Annotated in this window: 19 protein-coding genes; 14 read left to right on the top strand and 5 right to left on the bottom strand. The window is 70.0% G+C overall.

Translation table 11 applies throughout. The features are described from left to right. Positions 1 to 30: 30 nt before the first annotated feature. Both B2742_RS01340 and B2742_RS01335 read right to left on the bottom strand, forming a co-directional pair. Positions 31 to 228, bottom strand: coding sequence for a helix-turn-helix transcriptional regulator (locus B2742_RS01340; protein ID WP_292062101.1), 198 nt, complete (start codon positions 226 to 228; stop codon positions 31 to 33). Next, entirely contained in the window at positions 228 to 635 is a 408-nt protein-coding gene (locus B2742_RS01335) for a hypothetical protein (protein WP_292062099.1), read from the bottom strand. Before B2742_RS01335 ends, B2742_RS01340 begins: the two co-directional genes overlap by 1 nt. A gap of 133 nt (positions 636 to 768) precedes the next feature. Between B2742_RS01335 and B2742_RS01330 the strand changes: the two genes are divergently transcribed. The 4 genes from B2742_RS01330 to ypfJ all read left to right on the top strand — a co-directional run bounded on the left by B2742_RS01330 (position 769) and on the right by ypfJ (position 3722). Further along, positions 769 to 1704, top strand: a complete 936-nt coding sequence (locus tag B2742_RS01330; protein ID WP_292062097.1) for a fatty acid desaturase family protein — start codon at positions 769 to 771, stop codon at positions 1702 to 1704. After that, positions 1701 to 2357, top strand: a complete 657-nt coding sequence (locus B2742_RS01325; protein ID WP_292062094.1) for a class I SAM-dependent methyltransferase — start codon at positions 1701 to 1703, stop codon at positions 2355 to 2357. The genes B2742_RS01330 and B2742_RS01325 overlap by 4 nt, the downstream gene beginning before the upstream one ends. 45 nt (positions 2358 to 2402) lie before the next feature. Further along, positions 2403 to 2792 carry a hypothetical protein gene (locus tag B2742_RS01320; protein ID WP_292062092.1) on the top strand — a complete coding sequence of 130 codons (390 nt, stop codon included), beginning with the start codon at positions 2403 to 2405 and terminating at the stop codon, positions 2790 to 2792. A gap of 84 nt (positions 2793 to 2876) precedes the next feature. Then, complete coding sequence (ypfJ, locus tag B2742_RS01315; protein ID WP_292062089.1) at positions 2877 to 3722, top strand: KPN_02809 family neutral zinc metallopeptidase; 846 nt, start codon at positions 2877 to 2879, stop codon at positions 3720 to 3722. A 3-nt stretch (positions 3723 to 3725) separates the two neighbouring features. On the opposite strand, the gene B2742_RS01310 is transcribed toward ypfJ, so the two are convergent. Both B2742_RS01310 and B2742_RS01305 read right to left on the bottom strand, forming a co-directional pair. Further along, on the bottom strand, positions 3726 to 4673 hold the full coding sequence (locus B2742_RS01310) for an aspartyl protease family protein (protein ID WP_292062087.1): 948 nt from the start codon (positions 4671 to 4673) through the stop codon (positions 3726 to 3728). Between the two features lie 252 nt (positions 4674 to 4925). Next, on the bottom strand, positions 4926 to 5798 hold the full coding sequence (locus B2742_RS01305) for an LD-carboxypeptidase (protein WP_292062084.1): 873 nt from the start codon (positions 5796 to 5798) through the stop codon (positions 4926 to 4928). A gap of 62 nt (positions 5799 to 5860) precedes the next feature. On the opposite strand from B2742_RS01305, the gene B2742_RS01300 reads away from it, so the two are divergent. From B2742_RS01300 to B2742_RS01255, 10 genes are all read left to right on the top strand, one after another. Beyond that, entirely contained in the window at positions 5861 to 7225 is a 1365-nt protein-coding gene (locus B2742_RS01300; protein ID WP_292062082.1) for a UDP-N-acetylmuramate--L-alanine ligase, read from the top strand. 154 nt (positions 7226 to 7379) lie between these two features. Next, positions 7380 to 8930: an ATP-binding protein gene (locus B2742_RS01295; protein ID WP_292062080.1), complete on the top strand. Its 1551-nt coding sequence runs from the start codon at positions 7380 to 7382 to the stop codon at positions 8928 to 8930. 35 nt (positions 8931 to 8965) lie between these two features. Then, complete coding sequence (locus B2742_RS01290) at positions 8966 to 10972, top strand: TonB-dependent receptor (RefSeq protein WP_292062078.1); 2007 nt, start codon at positions 8966 to 8968, stop codon at positions 10970 to 10972. A gap of 52 nt (positions 10973 to 11024) precedes the next feature. Continuing rightward, complete coding sequence (locus tag B2742_RS01285) at positions 11025 to 11687, top strand: PepSY-associated TM helix domain-containing protein (RefSeq protein ID WP_292062075.1); 663 nt, start codon at positions 11025 to 11027, stop codon at positions 11685 to 11687. A 9-nt stretch (positions 11688 to 11696) separates the two neighbouring features. Then, on the top strand, positions 11697 to 12203 hold the full coding sequence (locus tag B2742_RS01280) for a DUF2271 domain-containing protein (RefSeq protein ID WP_292062073.1): 507 nt from the start codon (positions 11697 to 11699) through the stop codon (positions 12201 to 12203). A gap of 11 nt (positions 12204 to 12214) precedes the next feature. Further along, positions 12215 to 13015: a DUF4198 domain-containing protein gene (locus tag B2742_RS01275; protein ID WP_292062069.1), complete on the top strand. Its 801-nt coding sequence runs from the start codon at positions 12215 to 12217 to the stop codon at positions 13013 to 13015. A 158-nt stretch (positions 13016 to 13173) separates the two neighbouring features. After that, complete coding sequence (locus B2742_RS01270) at positions 13174 to 14112, top strand: FAD:protein FMN transferase (RefSeq protein WP_292062067.1); 939 nt, start codon at positions 13174 to 13176, stop codon at positions 14110 to 14112. Continuing rightward, on the top strand, positions 14109 to 15482 hold the full coding sequence (locus B2742_RS01265) for a sulfite reductase subunit alpha (RefSeq protein WP_292062064.1): 1374 nt from the start codon (positions 14109 to 14111) through the stop codon (positions 15480 to 15482). Before B2742_RS01270 ends, B2742_RS01265 begins: the two co-directional genes overlap by 4 nt. Before the next feature lie 74 nt (positions 15483 to 15556). Then, the gene (locus tag B2742_RS01260; protein ID WP_292062059.1) at positions 15557 to 17701 is read left to right on the top strand and encodes a TonB-dependent receptor domain-containing protein; all 2145 of its coding nucleotides are present in this window, start codon (positions 15557 to 15559) and stop codon (positions 17699 to 17701) included. A gap of 62 nt (positions 17702 to 17763) precedes the next feature. Then, positions 17764 to 19119, top strand: coding sequence for a putative bifunctional diguanylate cyclase/phosphodiesterase (locus B2742_RS01255; RefSeq protein WP_292062057.1), 1356 nt, complete (start codon positions 17764 to 17766; stop codon positions 19117 to 19119). On the opposite strand, the gene B2742_RS01250 is transcribed toward B2742_RS01255, so the two are convergent. After that, positions 19110 to 20324 (bottom strand): NAD(P)/FAD-dependent oxidoreductase, encoded by a 1215-nt coding sequence (locus B2742_RS01250; RefSeq protein WP_292062056.1) that lies wholly within the window; start codon positions 20322 to 20324, stop codon positions 19110 to 19112. The genes B2742_RS01255 and B2742_RS01250 overlap by 10 nt on opposite strands. Positions 20325 to 20466: the final 142 nt, after the last annotated feature.

Below are 20466 nucleotides of genomic sequence, written 5' to 3'. Positions count from 1 at the left end.
TTTGATCCTGTAAGGTTATCCTGACGCCCGTCAGGCGTGGGGGTTGTCGAAAACCTCTTCCACCGGCCGCGCGAACAGCACGGCGATGCGATAGGCGAGGTCCAGCGAGGGGTCGTGCTTTTCGGTCTCCAGGGCGTTGACCGCCTGGCGCGAGACGCCCAGCGCCTGCCCCAGTTGTTCCTGGGTCCATCCGCGCTCGACGCGCAGCAGTTTGAGACGGTTCTTCATCAGTTCGACGCCCGAACGAACGGAGCAACGCAGCCGAAGATGCCCCAGAAGGCCGCATAGACCAGCCAGCCCGGCAGATGGGGCGCGGCGGCGAAGGTCTCGGCGAACCCCCAGAAGGTCGCCAGGGCCATGGCCAGGCCGGCGGAGATGATGAACTGTTTGGCCGTCACCGCGCGCACGAACTCGTCGCTTTCCCGGATCAGGCTCAGCGTGGCCCAGAGCTGGCCGATCACCGGCGCAGAGACGGCGGCGGCCAGGAACCAGCCCGCAGGCTTGCCGATGATCTCGTCGAAGACATCGGTCACCATCATCGAGATGCAGACCAGCATGTAGGGAATCATGAAGGCGAAGGTGCGGAATACGTACCGCTTGTGCGCCGCCGTCCCGGTTTTCCATACGTTCAACATGACAACTTCTCCTGACTGAATGTAAGGCCTACCTTACAGTTCAGATTTGTCATGTCAACCTGACTTTTCGTCAGCCCTGCCTGACACCGCTCACCCGTTTGGAAATGACAGCGGGCCGGGCGTATTCTGGGCCATGCCCGCCGCGCCCCGCGCCCGTCCGTCCGACCTGTTCACGCCCGAAGAGTGGGCGCCCTTCCAGACGCGGTCCGGCTGGCGAGGACTGCTGCTGGTCGTCCATTGCTGGGGCGTCATCGCCGTGGCTGTCGTGGCTGGCGCGGTCTGGCCGATCCTCATCCCGCTGTGCGTGGCGATCATCGGCACGCGCCAGCTCGGACTGGCCATATTGATGCACGAGGCGGCGCACGGCGGCCTGTCGCCCAATGCCCGCCTGAACGACTTTCTCGGCCACTGGCTGTGCGCGGTCCCGGTGGGCGCCTCGCTGCCGCTCTATCGGCCCTATCACCTGTCGCACCACAAATACGCCCAGCAGCCCGAAGACCCCGACCTGGTCCTCTCGGCCCCCTTCCCGGTCACCCGCGCCAGCCTGCGCCGCAAGATCATCCGCGACCTGACCGGCCAGACCTTTTTCAAGCAGCGCGTCCTGTTCGCCTTCAAGGCCTTCGCCAGCCGGCGGGACGAAGACCTGGCCGAGGGCGCCGTCGTCACCGGACGCTCGATCGCTCCCTTCCTGCTCGTCAACGCCGCCCTGCTGATCGGGGCGACGCTGGCCGGCGTCTGGTGGGCGTATTTCGCGCTCTGGCTGCTGCCCCTCGCGACCTGGTTCCCCATGGTCACCCGGCTGCGCAACATCGCCGAGCACGCCTGCGTCGAGGGATCATCCACCGACCCCTTCCGCGCCGCCCGCACGACCCGCGCCGCGTGGTGGGAGCGCGCCTTCATCGCCCCCTACTGGGTCAATTTCCATGCCGAGCACCACCTGTTCATGCACGTGCCCTGCTGGAAGCTCCCGGCCCTGCACCGGGCGGTGCGCGCCCTGCCCCAGGGTGGCCGGATGGAGGTGGCGCCTGGCTATCTGGCGGTTCTGGGCAAGGCGTCGGCCCAGGCGTGATCCCCGACCCCGCCGCCTTCATCCTCGCAAACACCCGCCTCCAGCCCGTGCCCCACGCGCCGGAGATTTCGCTGTGGCTGGCCGATGAGATCACCCCGATCTGGCGGCTGACGGAGGAAGAACTGGGCGAGATGGGCCTGCCGCCGCCGTTCTGGGCCTTCGCCTGGGCGGGCGGGCAGGGGCTGGCGCGCTGGCTGCTCGACCACCCCGCCGAGGTCGCGGGCAAACGGGTGCTGGATCTCGCGACCGGTTCGGGCCTGGTTGGGATCGCCGCCATGCAGGCGGGCGCGGCCGCGGTCCTGTGCGCCGACATCGACCCCTTCTGCGGCGCCGCCGTCGCGCTCAACGCCGCCGCCAACGGCGTGACCCTGGCCTTCACTGATGCGGACCTGCTGGACGCCCCGCCGCCGGACGTGGATGTGATCTGCGCCGGCGACGTGTTCTACGAACAGCCGATGGCGGGCCGGGTTCTGGCCTGGCTGACCGGCGCGGCGAACCGCGGAATCCGCGTCCTCGTCGGCGATCCCCTGCGGACCTATTTTCCGAAGACCGGCTTTGACCTTCTGGCCGAGTACGCCGTCCCCACCACGCGCGAGCTTGAGGACGACGCGGTCAAACGCACGCGTGTCTGGACCCTGGCCCGCCCCGGCTGACGGCCACGCTTGGAGGTCAGAGCCGCAGGCGCCATCTCTACAGACATGATCGTCCTTCGCGCCCTGCTCGCCCTCACCGTGCTCGCCGCCGCACCGGCCGCGGCCGAGGCCCAGACCTGGCAGCCCCGTCCCGGCGCGCCCGCGGTCGATCCGCATCGCTACCAGGCCGACCAGCACCGGATCGAAATGGACCGGCTGCGCGCCCAGGCGGATCAGCGCGAGGCGTTCGCGCGCCAACTGGAGATCGAAACCCGGCTCAATCGCCTGCGGATCGAAGCGGCCCGCCAGCCCGAGCCGATCCAGCCGCCCGCGCCGCGTCCCCTGCGCTCGTCGGAGGAAGAAGCGGCCCTGCGCCGCTCGGCCTCGGAGCGTCGGGCCGACGTCAGCTCGGACGTGGGCCAGATCGACGCCTGGCTCGACCGTCCCCGCGACTGAAGACGGCGTGTCGCCGTCACTGCATCCCTTCCCCTCGTCCCGCGTTCCGGCCTAGCTTGGGCATCAGGCTGAGGGAGAACGACCATGCGTTGGCAGGGTGGACGGCGCGGCGGCAATATCGATGACCGGCGTGGCATGGGCGGCGGCACAATCGCCGGCGGCGGCATCGGGGCGCTCGTTCTCGCCGCCATCGGCTATTTCGTCTTCGGCATCGATCCCCAGACCACCACCCAGCTGGCCAGCCAGTTCGGCGGCGTCGGCGCGTCCGAGGGTCGCCAGGGCAGCCCCACCGACCAGGCGGGCGCCTTCGTCGACGTGATCGGATCCAATATCGACGACGTCTGGAAGACCAGGCTTCAGGGCTATCAGCCGCCCACCGTCACCCTCTACGAACAGGGCACGAGCACCGGCTGCGGCTTCGGCCAGTCGGCGATGGGACCCTTCTACTGCCCGACCGATCGTCATGTGTATCTGGATCTGGCCTTCTGGAGCGACCTTGAGACCCAGCTGGGCGCCTCCAGCGCTGATTTCGCCCGCGCCTATGTCATCGCCCATGAGTACGGCCATCACGTCCAGACCCTGACCGGCGCCTCGCAACAGGTGCAGGCGGCCCAGCAGCGCGCCTCGGGTCAGGCCGAGGCCAACCGCTATTCGGTCGCGCTCGAGCTCCAGGCCGACTGCTACGCCGGCGTCTGGGCCCGCAACGCCGCCCTCGTCTCGAACGGCGAGGTCGCCCTCGAAGCCGGCGATCTGGAAGCCGGGATGCAGACCGCCTCGGCCATCGGCGACGACACGCTGCAACGCCGTCAGGGTGGATCGGTCCAGCCGGACGGCTTCACCCACGGCTCGTCGGCCCAGCGGGTCGAATGGCTGCGGCGCGGCTATGAATCCGGCGACCCGGCGTCCTGCGACACCTTCGCCGCCCTCTAGGGATCAGCGGACCGTCAGGTCGAGCGGGCGCGAGACGAACAGGGCGCCGGAGCCCAGGTCCATGGCCACGCGCCGGCCCGCAAAGGCCTCCATGCCGACAAGCCCGCCCGGGAAGTTGGGCAGCGGCGGCTGGTCGAAGACGCCGACGGAGACGCGACGGTACATATGATCGGCGAAGGTCACCGTCCGGGCCACAACCGTGGCCGACCTCAGGGCGCCGCCCAGCACCAGGCTGACCTCGCTCTGCTGCGGCCGTCCGTCCAGGAGACCCGCCCCGTCGGCGGCGTCCCGACTGAGACCCAGCAGGGCCGAGGCGCCGGTATCGACCACGGCCGTCACCGCCGCCCCCTCGACCGTCACCTCCGTGGTCATCGCTCCACCCTGGCGCCGCACCGTCGCCGGGGCCAGATCGGGCGGGCGAACGAAGGCCTCGCGCCGGAGCAGCCGCGCATGCCGCCGCCGAGGGTCGAGCGCCAGCACCGCCTCGCCGAGCACGTCCTGACCCAGGATCAGCGGCGTGCGCAGCCCCTCGTCTGACGCCAGCGGCCCGAGGTCGAGGATGGCCGCGCGCAGACCCGTGATGGCCAGCCCCGGCAGATCGACCTCCAGGGTCGTGCCGCGGCCCACCTGCGCCCCGCCGCCCACGCCATAGGCGACCAGCGGCATGTCGAACAAAGACCGGCCGGCGGGCGGCAGACTGGCGAACAGCGCGCGATCGATCACGGAATACTGGGCCCCGCTGTCGATCAGGGCGACGACCTCGCGCCCGCCGAGCCGGACCCGCACCGTCGGCACGAGCGCATTCCGTGCATAGGCCAGCCACGGCGTCGCCCCGCCTTCCCCGAACGTCAGCGTCGGCTCGGGCCACAGCAGGGTCTCGCGCGCCCACCAGGCCCCGCCGACGATGGCGGCCAGTCCTGTGGCGCGGATCAGAAGCGAGCGGCGGTTCATGCCCGCCCAAGATGGCGCGTGCCCGCCCGCCGCGCCAGCGTCGCCTTCGTCGCGGCGGCTCAGGCCGCCGGCCAATGGTTGGCGGTCCGGTCCGCGCCCCCCGACGCCATCCGGACCGCCACCGCGAGCGCCTCTCCCCCAAGGCCCCGCGAACTCATGGTTAACAACCACTTAAGTCCCATCGAAACGCATCTGGCTTGGCAACCGCGTGCGAGTCGACAGGCTTCACCGTTCACGCGAACCGATCGCCGGCTACCTGTGGCCGAAGGGAACCACCTTGTTCTCGCGATCGTGACCGACATCGGCGGCCCCGAGGTACGGGATGCCGGACCTCTGGCACCAATAGCGGGCGATCTCGTCCGCGGTCAGGCCGAAGTCCGGGTCATTCTCGACGATGTCCGACACCCGCCCCATCCGGATCCCCGCCACCCGGCGGATCGAGGCCTGGCCGGTCAGGTGGAACATCATCCGGTCGATCCGGTAGAGCGGCTCCGACACATCCTCCAGCATCAGCACATGGCCCGTCAGGTCGGGCTCGAGCGCCGTGCCGACGAGGGCGTCCAGAATGCTGAGGTTGAAGGCGACGGCCGGACGGGGGTCCTCCGCCAGCGTCGGCTCCCATGAGGCCGGATCGCCCGACCTCAGCCAGTTGATCGCCCGCCACGCCGTGGCGTCGTTGCGCACCGAATCCGAGGCCATCGGCCCATGGGCGACATGCGGGAAGCCGGCCTTGTAGAGCAGGGCCAGGATGCTGCCGGCGTCGGAATAGCCCAGATACCGCTTCTTGCGCGCCGCCGCCGTCAGACGGGGCAGGACCGCCTCTGCGATCCGGCATGAGCCGTAGCCGCCGCGCGCGAACCAGACCGCGTCCAGCCGCGGATCGTTGGCGTATTCCACGAACGCATTGGCCCGGCTGGCGTCGTCGCCGCCGAAATGGCCGTGCTTGCCGAAGCTGGCGGGGTGGAAGGTCGCGGTGACCGACCCATCGGGAAAATTGGCCGCGATCCAGGCCAGAACAGCCTCGGCGCGCGCCTTGTTGAAGCGCGAACTGGCGTTGACGATGCCGATCTTCATGCTCAGCCGCTGGCCTCCAGCCTCGCCCGTGCTAGTCAGGCCGCCGGACATTCCCCGGTTTCGCCCTCATGAATCAAGACGACTATTTCTTCTGCGGCATTGGCGGATCGGGAATGCTCCCGCTGGCGATGATCGTCCAGGCGCGCGGCGGCCGGATCGAGGGGTCCGACCGGTCCCGCGACCAGGGCCGCACGCCGGAGAAATTCGCCTGGCTGGAAGCCCACGGCGTCACCCTTCATCCGCAGGACGGCTCGGGCGTCACGCGGTCGGACCAGACGGTCGTCGCCACCGGCGCCATCGAGGACACCGTCCCCGATATCGGCGCAGCCAAACGCGCCGGGGCCCGCATCGTCACCCGGCCGGAACTCCTGTCGCAGCTCTTCAACGCCGCCCCGACCTCGATCGGCGTGGCGGGCACCAGCGGCAAGTCGACGATCACCGGCATGATCGCCTGGATCCTGCATCAGGCGGGCCGCGCGCCGACGGTCATGAACGGCGCGGTGATGAAGAATTTCGCCGACGCCGATCATCCCTTCGCCAGCGCCCTGATCGGCGGTCCCGACCTGTTCGTCTCCGAGGTCGACGAGAGCGACGGCTCCATCGCCCGTTACGATCCCACGGTCGCCGTGGTCTCGAACATCTCGCTCGATCACAAGTCCATGGAGGAGCTGCGCGACCTGTTCGGCGGCTTCACCGGCCGGGCGGCGAAGGCCGTGCTCAACCTCGACAATGTCGAGACCCAGGCGCTGGCCCAGTCCCTTCCGGCCGACAGGGTCATCACCTTCGCCCTGGGCGAGGAGTCCGCCACCCTCAACGCCCATGACCTCGAGCCCCTGCCGACCGGGATGCGCTTCACCTTGACGGAGCTGGGCGGCGCCCCCGTTCCGGCCGTGCTGAACGTCCCCGGCGCCCACAATGTCGCCAATGCGCTCGCCGCCCTCGGCGCCGTCCGCGCCATAGGCCTGCCGCTCGATCAGGCCGTCGCCGCGCTGGAGACCTTCGCGGGCATCCGTCGCCGCATGGAGGTGGTCGGGACCGCGGACGGCGTCACCGTCATCGACGACTTCGCCCATAACCCGGACAAGATCGCCGCCACCCTGAAGACCCTGCACGCCTTCGACGGCCGGCTGCTGATCCTGTTCCAGCCGCACGGCTTCGGACCGCTGCGCCTGATGAAGGCCGAGTTCATCGAAGGCTTCGCCGGCCTGATGCGTGAGGACGATGTCCTGCTGATGCCCGAACCCGTCTACTATGGCGGTACGACCGACCGCAGTGTCGGCAGCGAGGATATCGCCTCGGGCGTTCGCGCCGCCGGCCGCACCGCCGAGGCCCTGGCCACGCGCGAGGCCTGCGGCGACCGGCTCACCGACCTCGCCCGCCCCGGCGACCGGATCATCGTCATGGGGGCCCGGGACGACACCCTGTCCGTGTTCGCAGCAGGGCTTCTGGATCGCCTCATTCGTCCGCTTAGGGATTGATTTTCAAAAGACTTTCCGAAAAGTTTCACGCCCGGCAAAGCCGATGTTAAGGGCCGCCGTCTATTCCCGAAGTTCAGCGGGAGTTGTTATGGCCAGGATTGGTGACTTTGCGAGTGCTGCGGCGCCGATCGGTCCGGAGACGCCCGGCGCGGATGTGTTTGACCGCTTTCAGCGCGAACCTGACACCCTGATCATCGCCGTTGTCGATGGCGATCAACGACCGGTCGGCCTGATCGAGCGCAACGCCTTCACCCTCAAGATGGCGGCCGAGTTCGGGCGCGCCCTCTATGCCAAACGCCCGGCATCGACCTTCATGGATGCCGCCCCGCGCATCCTCGACGCCGAGGCCGACGCCGAGACCCTGTTCCAGTCGATGGACGACACCAATCTGGGCGGCCTCCTCAACGGCTTCGTCGTCACTTCCGCCGGCCTCTATTTCGGCGTGGGCGCCGGCGTGCACGTGCTTCAGGCCGGCAACGCCATTCACCGCCGCCGGGCCGAAGCCATGAGCGCCCTGGCCAGGGATCTCTCACGAGCCGAGGCCGAAGCCCGGGCTTCCAGCCGAGCCAAGTCCGAATTCCTGGCGGTCATGAGCCATGAGATTCGCACGCCGCTGAACGGCGTCCTGGGCGTCGCCGCCCTGATGGAACGCGAGCTGACCCAGGAGGCCATGCGCCCCTATGCCCGGACCATCCTGGATTCCGGCCAGAGCCTGTTGCGCCTGTTGACCGATGCGCTGGACATGTCCCGGGCGGAGGCGGGGCTGATGACCTTCGAAACGGCGCCGGTCCACCTCGATTCAGTCGCCGCCGACCTCAAGGCCCTGTGGAGCCCGCGCGCCCAGGAGAAGAACCTGACCTTGACCATCACTCATGACACGGCCGGTCATGACTGGGTGGCCGGCGACGAAATGCGGCTCAAACAGTTGTTCAACAACCTGATCGGCAACGCCCTGAAATTCACCGAGTCCGGCCAGGTGGTTGTTCATATCGCCAGCCACGACATCGACGGCCAGATCGCCCTGACTGCCACCGTTGACGACAGCGGTCCGGGCGTGCCGGAGGACGCCGCCGGGACCATATTCGACCCGTTCAACACGGGTCATGCCGGCCGGGAAGGCGCGGGCGCCGGCCTCGGCCTGGCCATCTGCCGCCAGATTGTCGAACTGATGCACGGCGCCATCGGGGTGGAGCGGTCGCCGCAGGGCGGCGCGCGCTTCCGGTTCACCCTGACTCTGCCCGGCGCCAGTCGCGAGATGCGGGCGGCCGCCAGGCAAATGGCCGAGCCAACGGCCCATGAAACCCTGCATGTCCTCATCGTGGACGACAACGCCACCAACCGGTTCGTCGCCGCCAAGGTGCTGGAGCTGTTCGGCTGTAGCGCCGAAACCGTCGAGGGCGGACAGGAGGCGATCGAACGGGTCCAGACGGGTGCATTCGACCTGGTCCTGATGGACATCAAGATGCCCGGCATGGATGGCGTCAGGGCCACTCGACTGATCCGGAGCCTGTCAGGACCTGTGGCCGACATCCCGATACTGGCCCTCACAGCCAATGCCGATCCCCGTGATGAAGCCGAGTATCTGGCGGCCGGGATGAACGGGGTCGCGCAAAAGCCCATCCAGCCCGACGTCCTGCTTAACGCCATCCGCCTGGTCATGAGCCAACCGGCGTTCCTGAGGCAGACCCTGACAGAAGCTGCTTGAGCTGCGGGGCGATCTCGGACCTATTGTTGCGTTTGATGTTGCAGCTTCCCCCTCCTGAACTCCCTGAGGTCGTCGTCACCGGCGCGCGCCTGCCGCCCGCCGCCGGCGAGGCCGCCTTCGCGGTTGTCCGGCTGTCTGAGGCCGAGCTGTATACCGAGCAGCGCCTCGATGAGGCGCTCGCCTCCGTCCCCGCCGTCTCCCTCTTCCGCCGCACCTCCAGCCTGTCCGCCAATCCGACCACCCAGGGGATCAGCCTGCGCGCCATCGCCCCGTCCGGCGCGGGCCGCACGCTCGTCACCCTCGACGGCGTTCCCCTGAACGACCCGTTCGGCGGCTGGGTGATCTGGTCGCAGGTTCCGACCGAAAGCCTGTCCGGCCTCGACATCGTGCGTGGTTCCGGGGCCGGGCCGTACGGCGCGGGCGCCCTGACCGGCGTCATCAGCCTGCGCGAACGCGACGACGGCGCTGTGCTCGACGCCTCGGTCACAGACGGCGGCGACCGACTGTCAGCCTCCGGCGCAACGGCCATCGGCCCTGTCCGCCTCGTCGCCTCCGGCCTGTACGAGACCCGCGACGGCTATGTCCCTGTCCGGGGCGCGGCCGCCGGCGCCGCCGACACGCCGCTTGACCTCGAGGTCCGCAGCGCCGCCCTGCGCGCCGACGTGCCGATCGCCGACGCGGTGATCTCCCTTCGCGCCGCCGCCTTTGAGGAGGACCGCGGCTCCGGCCTCGCCGGCGCCAGGGCGACGGCCGGCGGCAACCTGCTCTCCGCCACGGCCGTGGCGCCTCAGTCTGACCGGCCCGGCTGGCGGCTGCAGGCCTGGCGCCGCGAGAGCGACCTCGCCAACACCTCGGTCGCCGTCGCCGCCGACCGCGCGACGACCACGCCCGCCAACGACCAGTTCGAGACGCCCGCGACCGGCTGGGGCCTCAACGCCGCCCTGCGCCGGACCACGGTGTCGGGCATTGGCCGGGCCGAATGGGAGCTCGGCGCCGACGCACGCTTCAATGAGGGCGAGACCCGCGAACGCTTCCGATACATGGCCGGCGCCTTCACGCGCGACCGGATCGCCGGCGGCGAGACCTCGGTGGTCGGCGCCTATGCCGAAGGATCGTCGGCCATTGGCTCCTGGCTGATCGCGGGAGGTCTGCGTCTTGATCAATGGCGCAACGAGGGCGGCCGCCGCCTTGAACGCGACCTGGCCACGGGCCTGCCGACGCTGGACGAGACCGATCCTGATCGCTCGGGCGAGGTTGTCAGCGCCCGACTGGGGGTCCGGCGCGAGATCGCGACGGGACAGGCGTTGCGGCTGGCCGCCTACACAGGATTTCGGCCCGCCACCCTGAACGAACTGCACCGCCCGTTCCGCGTCGGCAATGATCTGACCGAGGCCAATGCGGCGCTGGAGCCCGAGCGGCTGAGCGGCGTGGAGGCAGGCTGGGCACGGGTCGGCGAGCGAACCTCCCTGACCGCGACCGTGTTCTGGACCGAAGTCGAGGACGCCATCGTCAATGTCACCATCGGCGCCGGCCCCGGCGTCTTCCCTCGCGCCGGTTTCGTGCCCGCCGGCGGCGTGCTGCGCCAGCGCATGAACGCCGGGACCATTGAGGCGACGGGACTGGAGATCGACGGACGGTTCGAGGTCGGCGACGCCCTGTCCGTCCGGGCGGCCCTGTCGGTGACGAACGCCCTCCTGGACGGCGGAGCCCTGGCCCCGCAGCTGACCGGCCTGCGTCCCGCCCAGGCGCCGGACTGGAGCGCCACGGCCGGGCTGAACTGGCGCGCGACCGACCGGCTGACCCTCGCCGCCGACCTCCGTTGGGAGAGCCGCCGCTTCGACGATGATCTCAACAGCCGGGTGCTGGAGGCGGCCGCGACCGCTGACATCCGCGCCGAATGGGTGATATCCCCCTCTGCCTTGATATGGTTCGTCGCCGACAATCTGTTCGATGCGGAGGTCGAGGTCTCCGAGACCGCCACGGGCGTCGCCGGCTTCGGCCCGCCTCGTACCTACAGCGTCGGCGTCAGACTTTCGCGCTGAGTCCCTGGTCACGGCTATTGAAAATCGTTCGCAACTTCGGCACAAGCCACGCGTGACCGACACCGCAGCGCCAGCCAAGCCTCCCAAGGCGCCGAAGACGGCGCTCAACGCCACGCGGTCATTCTGGCTCAAACAGCTACATCAGTGGCACTGGATCTCCGCGGCGCTCAGCCTGATCGGCCTTCTGCTCTTCGCCGTCACCGGCATCACCCTGAACCACGCCGCCCAGATTCCGGCCGAGCCGGTCACGGTCGAGCAGACCGGCGTCCTGCCCGCGCCCCTGCTGGCCCGCCTCCCGGACTTCCCGGCCGAGACCACCGACCCTGTTCCGGACGCGGTCGCCCGCTGGGCCTCGGGCGCCTTCGATGTCCGGATCGCCGGCCGGCCCACCGAGACCACGCCCGAGGAAATCTACGTCGCCCTGGCCGAGCCCGGCGGCGACGGCTGGCTGACCATCGACCGCGCCACCGGCGAGGCCCTGCGCGAACGCACCACGCGCGGCTGGATCGCCTGGCTCAACGACCTGCACAAGGGCCGCAACACCGGCCCGGTCTGGTACTGGTTCATCGATGTCTTCGCCGCCGCCTGCATCGTCTTCGCCGTCACCGGCTTCGGCCTGACCTGGCTGCACGCCCGGCAGCGCCCCTCGACATGGCCCCTCCTCGGCCTTGGTCTGCTGATACCCGCCGTCATCGCCCTGCTGTTCATTCACTGACGAGTCGCCATGCGTAAGCTCACCCTCGCCCTCACCACCGTCGCGGCCAGCGCCATCGCCGCGCCCGCCATGGCCGCCGACCTGACCGTCTCGGTCGAGATCCCGCGCCTGACCGTCGCCGCCTACCACCGGCCCTATGTCGCCGTCTGGATCGAGCGCCCGGACCAGACCGCGGTGCGCACCCTCGCCGTCTGGTACGAGGTCTCCAACGTCGCCGAGGGCAAGGACTGGCTCAAGGACATGCGGACCTGGTGGCGTCGCGGCGGCCGTAGCCTGACCATGCCCGCCGACGGCGTCTCCAGCGCGACCAAGGCCCCCGGCCGCCACGCCGTGACCGTGTCAGGCGCCCGCCTGTCGAGCCTGCCCGCCGGCGACTATGTCATGGTCGTTGAGGCCGCCCGTGAACTGGGCGGGCGCGAAGCCGTGCGCGTCCCCTTCCGCTGGGGCGCCGCCAACACCGGCTCGGCCGCCGGCTCCACCGAACTCGGCGCCGTGCGCGTCACCGTCACCCGCTAGAGGAACCCGCCATGAAGAAGCCGCTCGCCCTGCTCGCCGCCCTCGCCGTTCTGGCCCTGCCGATGTCGGCCCAGGCCCACCGCGCCTGGCTGGCCCCGACCTCGACCGTCCTGTCCGGAACCGACGCCTGGGTCGGGTTCGACGCCGGCATGTCGAACGGCGTCTTCATCGCCGACCACGCCGCCATGAACCTGTCGAACCTGGTGATCACCGGCCCCGACGGCGCGCCCGTACAGCCGGAAAACCTCCACCAGGCCCGCTATCGCTCGTCCTTCGACCTGCACCTGACCAAGCCCGGCACCTACCGGGTCGCCAATGTCATGGGCGGGGTCGTCGTCGCCTGGACCCTCAATGGCACGACCACCCGCTGGCGCGGGGCCGAAGCCGACATCGCCGCCAATGTCCCGGCCGGCGCCACCGACGTCACCGTCACCCGATCCGACAGCCGGGTGGAGACCTTCGTGACGCTCGGGGCGCCCACGACCGAAAACCTCCAGCCGACCGGCCAGGGCATCGAACTGGTGCCCGTCAGCCATCCGAACGACCTGGTCGCCGGCGAGGCCGCCACTTTCAAACTGGTCCGCGACGGCCAGCCGGCCGCCGGCCTCGATGTGACCGTCGCCCGGGGCGGCACGCGCTATCGCGACGCCCCCGAGGAGATCACCGTGCGCACCGGCGCCGACGGGTCCTTCACCGTCACCTGGCCCGAGGCCGGCATGTACTGGGTGAACGCCTCGGTCCGGACGCCCGCCTCGGGCGACCAGCCGGCCGCCAGCGCCCAGTACAACGGCGTCATGGAAGTCCTGCCCTGACCGCTGGGGATCCGGGATCGGCCGGAACCTCCCCGCCCCCGCTGACCGCGGGCGGGGACGCCGCGCCGCGTCCGGACAACCGCGTCCTCATCCCGACCCACGGCCGCAGGCCCGGGCCGCCGCCCGGCGCCTCCATCCATGATTTCTCGGGCGAGACCATGGGCACGACCTGGTCGGTTCGGCTGGTCCCGCCGTCTCCCTTCGACCCCGCCGTCTTCCAGGCGGCGATCGAGGCGGAACTGGCCCGCATCATCGCCCTGTTCAGCCACTGGGACCCGCGTTCGGAACTGTCGCGCCTCAACGCCGCCCCGACCGGCTTCTGGGCTGTATCCGAGCCGTTCTGGGATCTGCTGAACAAGGCCATGGACCTGGCCGACGACACCGATGGCGCGGTCGATCCGGCGCTGGGCGCCCTTGTCGACCTGTGGGGTTTCGGCCCCCCGGGACCGCGGCCCATGAACGCCTTCGGGACCGGTCCGACCGTGCCGTTCGAGGAAGAGATCGCCGCCGCCCGCGCCCTGTCGGGCTGGGGCATCGTCCGCTTCAACCGCCCCGCCCGCGCGGTGCAGCAACTGGGCGGGGTCAAGCTGGACCTTTCAGGCATCGCCAAGGGCCACGCCGTCGACCGCGTGTCGGAGCGCCTCACCGCCATGGGGGCGACCCATCATCTGGTCGAGATCGGCGGCGAACTGCGCGGCGCCGGCGTCAAGCCCGACGGCCAGCCCTGGTGGGTCGAGCTGCAGCAGGCCCCCGGCGCCCCGGCGCCCCGCACCGTCGCCGCCCTGTTCGACCTCGCGGTCGCCACCTCGGGCGACTGGGTCCGGTCGTTCGAGGCCCATGGCCAGACCTACAGCCACACCATCGACGGCCGGACCGGCCGCCCGGTGGACAAGGGCGTCGCCTCCGTCACCGTCCTGGCCGAGACGGCGATGTACGCCGACGCGATGGCGACGGCCCTGACCGTCATGGGGCCCGAGGAAGGCCCGGCCTACGCCGCGGCCATGGGCATAGCGGCCGCCTTCGTCGTCCGGACCGCAGACGGACTGACCGAGGTCGTCACCCCCGCCTTCGCCGCCATGCTGTCCGAGGACGCGTGACCCACGATCCGGTTCGCTGGCTCTGGGCGGCGGTCGCCGTGGGCCTCTGGCTGGCGGTCATCGCCCTGGTGCGGTGGTCGGGAGCGCGCGCGCGCAAGTCCGCCGACGCCCGGGCCGCCGCCCTGTCCCCCCCGGGCGACGCCCCCGCCGTGCTGGTCGCCTTCGCCAGCCAGACCGGCCTGGCCGAGGAGCTGGCATGGATGACCGCGCGCAGCCTGTCCGACGCCGGAACGCCGACGCGGTTGGCCTTGTTGGGCGAACTGCAGCCCGCCGACCTCAGGGCGGCCGGACGGGTGCTGTTCATCGCCTCCACAACCGGCGAGGGCGACGCGCCCGACGCCGTGTCCCGGTTCGTGCGTCAGTCCATGCGCGAGCCGGCCGATCTCGCCGGTCTGTCCTATGGCCTGCTGGCGCTGGGCGACCGGACCTATGCCGACTTTTGCGGCTTTGGACGCGCCCTCGACGACTGGCTGCAACGCTCGGCCGCCGAGACCCTGTTCGACCGGGTCGAGGTCGACGACGGCGACACCGGAGCCATCCGGCACTGGCAGCGTCAGCTGGGCCTGCTGACCGGTTCCACCGTCGAGCCCGACTGGACCCCGCCGACCTTCGACCGCTGGCGACTGGTCGAGCGTACCCACCTGAACCCCGGCAGCCCCGGCGGCGAGGCCTGGCTGATGGCGTTCGAGCCCGTGGAGCATATGCCCGGCTGGGTCGCCGGCGACATCGCCGAGATCGGTCTTCCCGCCGTCGAGGGCCAGGCCCCTGCCGGCAGCCGCGAATATTCCGTCGCCTCCCTGCCGGCCGACGGTCGCGCGGAGTTCATCGTCCGGCTTGTGACGCGTGCCGACGGGTCGCCCGGCCTCGCCTCTGGTTGGCTGACCCGGGGCCTCGCCGTCGGCGGAGAGGCCGCGATGCGCATCCGCACCAATCGCAGCTTCCACGGTCCGGCGTCGGACACGCCGCTGGTCCTGATCGGCAACGGCACCGGTCTCGCCGGACTGCGCGCCCACTGGAAGGCCCGCGCCGGACAGACGTCCGGCCCGACCTGGCTGATGTTCGGCGAGCGCACCCGCGCCCATGACACCTTCCTCGACGCCGAACTCCGGGCGGCCCTCGCCGACGGGGTCCTGAACCGTCTCGACCGGGTCTTCTCCCGCGACGCGGACGACGGCCGCTACGTCCAGGCGCTGATCGCGGAGCACGCCGCCGACCTTTCCGACTGGGTCCGGCGGGGCGCCGTGATTCTCGTCTGCGGCAGCCTCGAGGGCATGTCGAAGGGCGTGCACGAAGCGCTCGAATCCGCTCTCGGCGCCGACGAATTGCGCGGTCTCGCCGAGACCGGACGCTACCGCCGGGATGTTTATTGACGCCGGCGCACGGAAGGCCTTGCCAAGCCAGTTGCGAACGCTAATGAGAGCCACTCGCAACTAGTGAGACTGGCATGACCGTTCGACATCTGACCCTGGGCCTTGTTCTGGCGACCGGAGCCTCCGGCCTGGCGCTCTCCGCCGCGGCTCAGGACGCCTTCGCGTCGACGGGCGATCCGGTCGAGATCGGGGACATTGTCATCACCGCCGCGGGCTTCGAGCAGCGGATCGAACAGGCCCCGGCCTCGATCAGCCTGATCTCGGGCGAGGAGATCCGCAGCCAGCGCGCCGGCTCGATCGCAGAACTGCTGGCCTCCGTCCCCGGCGTCGACGTCGGCGCTCCGGTGGGAAAGACCGGCGGCCTGACCATCAACATCCGCGGCCTCGGCTCGGACTACACCCTGATCCTGATCGACGGCCGCCGCCAGAACACGGCCGGCAGCGTCACCCCCAACGGTTTCGGTGAGACCTCGACCAGCTTCCTGCCGCCGGTGTCCGCCATCGAGCGGATCGAGGTCGTGCGCGGTCCGGTCTCGACCCTGTACGGCTCCGACGCCATCGGCGGCGTCATCAACATCATCACGAAAAAGGTCGGCGACGACTGGTCCGGCACGGGCTCGGCCAATGCCACGCTCCAGGGCGATGAGGAGTTCGGCAACCTGTACGGCGGCGACCTCTACGCCAACGGGCCGCTGATCCCGGACCTGCTCGGCCTGGCGGTGCGCGGCAGCTATCTGACGCGTGCGGACTCCGAACTGACCTATGAGACGGTCAACGGCGTTCAGACCCCGGTCGGCGGCTTCGGCCGCAGCGCTGCCGAGAGCGAGATCTGGTCCGCCGGCGGCCGTCTCAGCCTGACGCCGCACCCCGACCATGACCTGTGGCTCGACGTCGACGTGGCGCGCCAGTGGTACGACAATTCCAACGCCGAGCTGGGCACCAACACCACCGCCGGCGGCTACGCCGACGCGCTCGAGTTCAACCGCGACCAGGCCGTGCTGGCCCATGACTGGACGCTGCCCTTCGGCCGGCTCGAGAACACCCTGTCCTGGGGCCGGACCGAAACCATCGGCCGGATCATTCCGCCGGGCGTGCCCGGCGCGGGCGGCCCGCGGACCCTGGAGACCGAAAGCGTCATCCTCGACACCAAACTGTCCTCGGAATGGCGCAACCACACCTTCACCGTCGGCGGCCAGTACTGGGACGCCAGCATGGTCGACGGCGTCGCGCCGCAGGCCTTTGAATTCACCCAGTGGGCCCTGTTCGCCGAGGACGAATGGCGGTTCACCGATGCCCTCGCCCTGACCCTGGGCGGCCGTCTCGACGACCATTCGACCTTCGGCGACCAGTTCAGCCCGCGCGCCTATCTGGTCTGGAACGCCACCGACCATTGGACGATCAAGGGCGGTGTCAGCCGCGGTTTCAAGACGCCCCGGCTTGAGCAGCTGGCCCCCGGCATCAACGGCTTCGGTCAGCAGGGCCGCCTGCCCCTGCTCGGCTCGCCCGGCCTGCAGCCCGAGACCAGCACCGCCACCGAGGTCGCGGTCTTCTACGACAACCGCGACGACTTCCGCGCCAGCCTGACCCTGTTCGACAACCAGTTCGAGGACAAGATCGCCTCCGGAACCCCGGTCGTGAACTGCGCCTTCGGCGTTTCCGCCGCCGACTATGCGGCCGGAAACTACCCGCAGACCGGTTGCACCGACGTCGGCTTCTTCCCCAACGCCCCGACCTTCGGCCAGAGCGTCAATATCGATGAGGCCGTCACCCGGGGCGTCGAGGTCACGACGCGTTGGCGACCGGCCGACGCCTGGACGGTCAGCGCCAACTACACCTGGACGGACAGCGAGCAGAAATCGGGCGCGAGCCAGGGCCTGCCCCTGACCAACACGCCCGCCCATATGCTGAACGCGAGCGTGAACTGGCAGGCGACGGACCGGCTGTCGCTGTGGCTGCGCGGCGAGCACCAGTCGGACCGCTATCGCGGCGAGGGCGCCGCCCGCGACGCGCTCGGCGACTACAAGGCCTATGAGCTGTTCCACCTCGGCGGGGCCTGGGAGATCAATGACCGCGTCACCCTGAACGCCGTGGTCTACAACCTGCTGAACAAGGATTTCGTCAGCCTCATCCCCTATGGCGCGCCGGTCGCCTATGGGTCCGAATACGCCAACAACCAGGAGCCGCGCCGGCTGTGGGTGTCGATGCGGGTCGATTTCTGATCCCACAGACCTCGGTGCGGCGAGTTTACGCGGACTTCACCCCGACGACCTACAGTGGTCGGATGCGCAGCCTGTTCGCTTTCCTGCCGGCGCTGTTCCCGGCCGGGTCCGCCCGGACCCTGCGCGACCGCGAGGCGCGGCTGACGCATATGGCCTTGCACGATCAGGAAACCGGTCTCGGAAACCGGCTGGCGCTTGAGCGGCTGGCCTCCGGACCCGGCCAGACCTACGTCATCCTTCTGTGCATCGATCGGTTCGAAGTGGTCCGGAACGCCATCGGCTACGACTCGATGGCCCGGCTGCTCATCGCCCTGGGACAGAGGCTGTCCGCCCTGTCCGGCGGCAACCCGGTCGCCCGGGTCGGCGGCGGGACCCTGGGGCTGGTGTTTGGTTCCGACAGCGATGAAGCCGCCGTCACCCTGGCGGCCCGGCTGTGCGAGGCCGCGCATTCACCGATCACCCTGAACGGCGCCCCCGTGGACATCGCCCTGACCGCCGGCGTGGCGCGGGCCGGAGAGGTCAATCGCAACGTTCCTTCCCCCATCGACCGGGCGTCGATCGCTCTGGATCAAGCGCGGGCGACGCGCCGGCGGGCCGCCGCGTTTGACGCGGAACGCTATGGAGACCCCGCCGGCAATCTGTCCCTGATCAGCGAGATGATGGCCGCCCTGGGCAATGGCGAGCTGTCGCTGGCCTACCAGCCGAAATACGATTTCCGCGCGGACCGGATCAACGGCGTCGAGGCGCTCATGCGCTGGACCCACCCGCGCCGCGGCTGCGTGGCGCCCGACCTGTTCATCGGCATGGCCGAGGAAACGGGGCACATCCGCCCGCTGACCGAATGGGCCATCCGCCGCGCGATCGCCGATCAGAAGACCCTGGCCGCGGCCGGACACAGGCTGGCGGTCTCGGTCAACATTTCCGGCCGACTTCTGTCCGACGAGAGTTTCGCAGACTTCGCCCTGGCCGAGGTCGCCGCGGCGAAGGCCGACCTCTGTTTCGAAATCACCGAGACGGCCGTGGTGGAATACCCCGACCTTGCCTTGCGGATCGTCGAGCGGTTCGCCGGCGCCGGCATTTCGGTCTCGCTGGACGACTATGGCTCGGGTCTCTCCTCCCTGACCTATCTGAAACAGATCCGCGCCGACGAGCTGAAGATCGACAAGAGCTTCATCCTCGGCCTCGACCAGTCCGCCCGCGACGGGCTGCTGGTCAAATCGACCATCGATCTGGCGCACAGCCTCGGGCTCAAGGTCACCGCCGAGGGCGTCGAGACGCCGACGGCCCTGGCCCTGTTGCGCGGCATGGGCTGCGACATGGCCCAGGGCTATCTGATCGGTCGTCCGGTCCCGCTCGCCGCGCTGACGGAACAGCTGTCCGCGCCGGCCGATGACCTGAAACGCGCGCGTCAGGCCTGAGCCGCCGCGACCTCCTTCATCGACACGGACCGGTCAGCCAGCCTCGCCGCATCCACCGCCTGCCCCCGGCTGATCATCTGTCGCCCGGCCATGAATTCCGCGGGCGCGTTGACCGCCTCGACGCAGACGATCCGGTCGCCGGCGAGGTGGAAAACCGCAAAGGCGCCGCCCGCGACATCGCCGCGCACGACCTGACGATCGGCCCCGTCGGGCAGGCCGGCGATCTGCAGCTTGAGGTCATACTGGTCGGACCAGAACCACGGGACCTCGGGCGTCGGCGGCGCGCGTCCGGTGATCGCCGCCGCGGCCTGTTTCGCCTGTTCCAGAGCATTGGGCACGCTTTCCAGCCGATGCCGCCGCCCCCCGTGGACCGGGATCGGCCGGAAGGTCATGTCGCCGATGGCCCAGATGGCCGGATCCGACGTCCGCGCCGTCTCGTCCACCACCACCCCGTTCTCGCAGGCCAGCCCCGCCTCGCGGGCCAGGCTGTCGCACGACAGCGCCCCGACGCCCACCAGAACCGCATCCGCCTCGATCAACCGCCCGTCGGCCAGCCGCACCCCGCCATCCTCGAAGGCGACAGCCTCGACCGAGGTCAGAATCTCGACCCCCTGCGCCCGGTGGTGGGCGGTGAAAAAGGCCGACAGCGTCTCCGACGCCACCCGCGCCAGCACCCGGTCCATCCGTTCGATGACCACGGCCTGCGCCCCCAGCGCCCGCGCCGAGGCCGCCGCCTCCAGCCCGACATAGCCGCCGCCGACCACCGCCAGCCGTCGTCCCGGTCCCAGGACCGCCTTCAGCCGCTCGGCATCCGCCAAGGTTCTCAGCTCCAGCAGATCCGGTCGGTCCGCACCCGGGATCGTCAGCTTCCGCGCCGTCGAACCGGTGGCCAGGATGAGGGCGTCATAGGACTCCACCACCCCGTCGGCGAAGGTCACGGTCCGCGCCGCCGCATCGATCGCGGTCGCCGTCACGCCGGTCCGAAGCGCGATGTCGTGTTCGGCGTAGAAGGCCTCGGGCCGCAGCAGCAGCGCCTCCAGATCGGCCTCGCCCTTCAGCCAGGCCTTGGACAGGGGCGGCCGCTGATACGGCGCCGCCGGCTCCGCGCCCGCCAGCACGATCGGCCCCTCATGCCCGTACTGGCGCAGCAGCGCCGCCGCCGTTCCGCCCGCGTGGCCCGCGCCGATGATCAGAACCTTGGTCATGGGAAGCAGATAAAGGGGCCAGGGGTCAGGGGCTAGGGGTTAGGGAGGGGAACGACCCCTGCTCTTGTCTGTTGCTTCTTCCCTGGCCCTTAATCCCTGACCCCGAGGCCCTGCTTCCGCGTAACTTGGTGTTTCAGGACGG

It is taken from the genome of Brevundimonas sp. UBA7664 (genome assembly GCF_002483305.1).
Taxonomy (GTDB): Bacteria; Pseudomonadota; Alphaproteobacteria; order Caulobacterales; family Caulobacteraceae; genus Brevundimonas.
The sequence above is the reverse complement of the archived record's forward strand: the minus strand, read 5'-3'. Positions and strand labels throughout refer to the sequence as shown.